Origin of the sequence: Novacetimonas pomaceti (genome assembly GCF_003207955.1) — a bacterium.
Taxonomy (GTDB): Bacteria; Pseudomonadota; Alphaproteobacteria; order Acetobacterales; family Acetobacteraceae; genus Novacetimonas; species Novacetimonas pomaceti.
The window spans coordinates 1-3,040 of sequence record NZ_NOXG01000068.1; the positions used below are offsets into that span (position 1 = coordinate 1).

Sequence of the window (3,040 nt, forward strand, 5' to 3'; positions counted from 1 at the left end):
AGGCCTGCACCAGACGCCACCGTCGTCACACCCGTGTAGGTATTCGCACCCGACAGCGTCTCCGTCCCGCCAGAAACCGTCAGACCGCCAGAACCGGACGCCACGCCAGAGAACGTGTTTCCGAACGTGGCATTGCCATTCGTGATATCCAGCGTGTTGCCTCCAAGGGCAACCGTGCCTGCCCCGTTCAGGGACTGGATCGAGGAAGAACCTGTCGTCACGCCAGAAATGTCAAACGCCGCGTTGTCCTGCACGCCGGTGGACTGGGCAATCGATCCCGTCCCGCTCAGGGCCAGCGTGCCATTATCAATGGTCGTCGCACCCGTATAGGTATCCGTGCCCGTCAGCGTCGTCGTGCCCGTGCCGACTTTCGTTACAGACCCGCCACTACCAGCATGACCATCTTCGATAACACCAGAAATTGTATCATTTTTGTCTAAAGCGCCAACAGACAGGTCTTTACTTCCGAGAACAACCGTACCTGCACCCGACAGGGAACCGATAGAAACACCGTCCTGCGTCATACCAGAAATATCGACTTGAGCATTACTCAGGTTTTTTACCGTCGCGCTACTCGCATTTGACATCCCTGAAAAAGAAACATTCCCGGAGTTATTAACGGTTGAAGAACCTGCATCGCTATAATCTGTAAAATTTACATTCGATCCAGAACCATTGTTAATTGTTGAGTTCCCCGCCGTACTGGAATCATTAAAGTTGATAGTAGACGGCGTGTTTGCACTACCCCATCCGTTCCAATAACCAGTTTGCGTTGTTATATTCGAGTGATCCGCAGTACTTTTATTATTGAAGTTTATTTCACTTCCCTGAACATCTACCGAATGGTAACCCATAGAAGAAACAGCAGCGGAACCATCTGTAGATGGTCCATTCATATTAACTACGGCCCCATTCGCAAGAGTAACATTACCCCCAACGGCGGAGATTGTTGAATCTCCGAAAGGATTTTCTGTATTTGCTTCTACAGTAACAGTAGGGTCCGATTTGGATGGATCACCATTCAGACCAATAATAGTCGTATTTCCGGTATATGTGTTGTCATAATTAAGATTAAGAACAGAGGCATCCCCATTACTTGGAACGCCCGCTGCAGCTTCCGTCGTCGTAACCGCAGTATTTTGGCTGGAATCAATTAGGACCGATCCTGGCCCAACCATCGCAGCACCAGGCGTGTACTCATGACCATCTAGATCAATGGTAGCATTATTACTACCAAAAATAATTTGACGTGCAGAATTCTGCACATCTTCACCAATTTTCAAAGTGCCACCGTCTATCTCTACAGCCGTCCCGCCCGTTCCCAGACTTTTATCTGTAGTGATTTCAAGAACACCGTCTGTAACAACAGTTCCGCCATTATAAGAATTTTCACCAGAAAGCACTAGTGTGCCTGAATCTGTTTTCACAAGAGTTGTTGGTTTTTCAGAACTATCATTTATATTTGTCTGAATAACAGCCAGGTCTGAATCCCCAGACCCCGTACCATTGCCCACACGAATAACAGACGCTAGACCGCTCTGATTCGTCAACTTTCCGCTTACTTGTGGATCATTATTTTCCGATGAAACCACATCAAATGACGACGTGTTATTGCTATAATTAGTTCCATTAAGTGTTATAGAACTAGTATTCCCATTCGGAACTAAAGAATAATAGGAATTTCCTGAACTATCTTTCCCTCCATTTTCATCAAATTGCATGCCGGAAACATCCACGTTCCCATCGACAGAGACCTTACTACCCTGCTGTTCAAAGATAGCAAAATCATTGGCTGTCCAGCCAGCATTGCTGTTTCCTGTCGCATTTGTCCAATTTGAAGCGCCACCAGTTTGCTGCCAGGTGCCCGTGCCACCATCAACCTGAGAGTTGACGCTCGTATTTGCACCATCCCAAAATGAAAGCGTATCTGGACCGTTCTGAAGAACAATATTAACCTGATGGTTTGAATCCTGAATATAGTCCGAAGCCGTTACTGGTGTCCCATTGAGAACTAAGGATGCCGTATCTTTCTCCAGTGTTCCACCATAATCGTACAGTCTTTCAACGCCAGATCCATATGACGACGACAGATTGTTGGCGAATATTGTTCCATCAAGAGAAAGATTTTTATCAACAGAAATAGTTCCTTCTGAGTTTTTACCTGAACCATTCCCAGATTCTCCCGTAAAATTCTGTGTCGATCCGGAGTCAGTTATCAAGTTACCCGAAATTGTTAAATTAGTGCGATTCTTTTGTCCGGGATAAATTGTACCACCACTTTGAATTTCTACATCAGAATTTCCATCCCCAACACTACCATTACCACTCACGCTTCCTTTATTGCCAACGATAACGGATGATGTACCAGAATCATTACCATAAAACTGAAGAGTTCCGCCGGATTGGACTAACGTTTCCCCAGTATACGTTTGTTTACCGGATAATGTCTCCGTCCCGCCAGAAACCGTCAGACCGCCAGAACCGGACATGCCGCCGGAATAGGTGCTGCTGGCTTTGGTCAGGTCCAGCGTGCCGTCCAGCGTGCCACTGGTAGTTCCCGACAGAGAACCCGCCGTCGAACCCGCAGACGCCACATCGAACGTGCCGCCATTGGCCGCAACCGTGCCGTCAACCGTGTTGCCGTCCAGCGTCAGCGAACCGGCCGTCTGGGTCACATCACCCGAGACGGTGTTGCCCGCACCCAGCGTCATCGTCCCGCTGTTCGCCGCACTCGCCAGTGTCCCGCCCGTCGCGCTGAATGTCGCACCAGACGCATTCGTCACAGCACCTGCCGTCGTATCGCTCAGCGTCGCCGTGCCGCCATTGTTCGCAACAGCCGCAAGCGTGCCACCTTCAGCCGTCAGCGTCCCCGTGTTCGTCGTCGTGCCAGCAACCGTGCCGCCATTGACATCCGTCGTCCCGGCAGTCGTCAGCGCGCCTGCAACAGAACCCGGCAGGCTGAGGCCTGCACCAGACGCCACCGTCGTCACACCCGTATAGGTATTCGCACCCGACAGCGTCTCCGTCCCGCCAGAAACCG

Annotated in this window: 1 protein-coding gene; it reads right to left on the bottom strand. The window is 49.9% G+C overall.

Features of this window, described 5'->3' with window-relative positions; genetic code table 11:
- A partial coding sequence (locus CFR71_RS16320; RefSeq protein ID WP_207781408.1) for a beta strand repeat-containing protein occupies positions 1–3,040 on the bottom strand: 3,040 nt, incomplete at both ends.